General features: G+C 67.4%; 1 protein-coding gene and 1 pseudogene. Both read left to right on the top strand.

Features of this window, described 5'->3' with window-relative positions; translation table 11 throughout:
• Window positions 1-252: 252 nt before the first annotated feature.
• Window positions 253-654: a VOC family protein gene (locus HUK84_RS20490; protein WP_176641835.1), complete on the top strand. Its 402-nt coding sequence runs from the start codon at window positions 253-255 to the stop codon at window positions 652-654.
• Window positions 655-716: 62 nt separating this feature from the next.
• Window positions 717-870, top strand: a pseudogene (locus tag HUK84_RS23395) (diaminopimelate epimerase); the annotation flags it as partial.

Genomic DNA, 870 nt, shown 5'->3' on the forward strand with positions numbered 1-870 from the left:
GCCCGGGTCCAGCAGCGGGCCGGGGGCGCGGTGCGCGAAGAATTCGGCGTCGGGCGCGGCGCTGGCGACGGTGAAGGCGGCGGGGTGGAATCCGTGCATCTCGGTCATGGGCTGCAGATGCGACGGAACGGGCGGAAAATCCAGACCTTGGGCGGCGTTCGTCTCTTTGGTCGTTCGTGTCTTTTCCGGCGCGCGCGGGCCGTTATGATCCGCGGCCTGCCAGAGGATTTGTCAGAGGAGAAGGGGCGCGCGATGGCCAGACTGATTCATTCCATGATCCGGGTGCGCGACGAGGGCGCGTCGGTGGCCTTCTATGCCAAGGCGTTCGGCCTGGCGGTGGCCGAGCGGGTGGCCCTCGAGGGGTTCACGCTGATCTATCTGTCCAATGCGGAGCAGAGTTTCGAGCTGGAGCTGACGGTCAACCATGACCGCGACCGTCCCTATGACCTGGGTGACGGCTATGGGCATCTGGCGGTGTCGGTCGCCGACCTGGATGCCGAGCATGCGCGGTTCGTGCGCGAGGGGCTGGCGCCGCAGCCGGTCCGGCAATTGTCGCTGGGCGAGCGGGTAGTGGGGCGCTTCTTCTTCGTCACCGATCCGGACGGCTATCGGATCGAGGTGCTGCAGCGCGGCGCGCCGGGCCGCTTCCTGTAGGGAGCGGCGGGGGGATACAGGCTTTTCTCGCGTAATCGCGACTCGTGCCGTATAAGGCGCGCATGATGATCCCGTTCTACAAGATGCACGGCCTGGGCAATGATTTCGTCATCGTCGACGAGCGCGCCCGGCGCCATGGCCTGAGCCCGGCGCGGATCGCGGCGCTGGCAGACCGCCATCGCGGGATTGGCTGCGACCAGTTCGTGGTGCTGCGGC

This window comes from Nguyenibacter vanlangensis (genome assembly GCF_013376155.1).
GTDB lineage: Bacteria > Pseudomonadota > Alphaproteobacteria > Acetobacterales > Acetobacteraceae > Gluconacetobacter > Gluconacetobacter vanlangensis.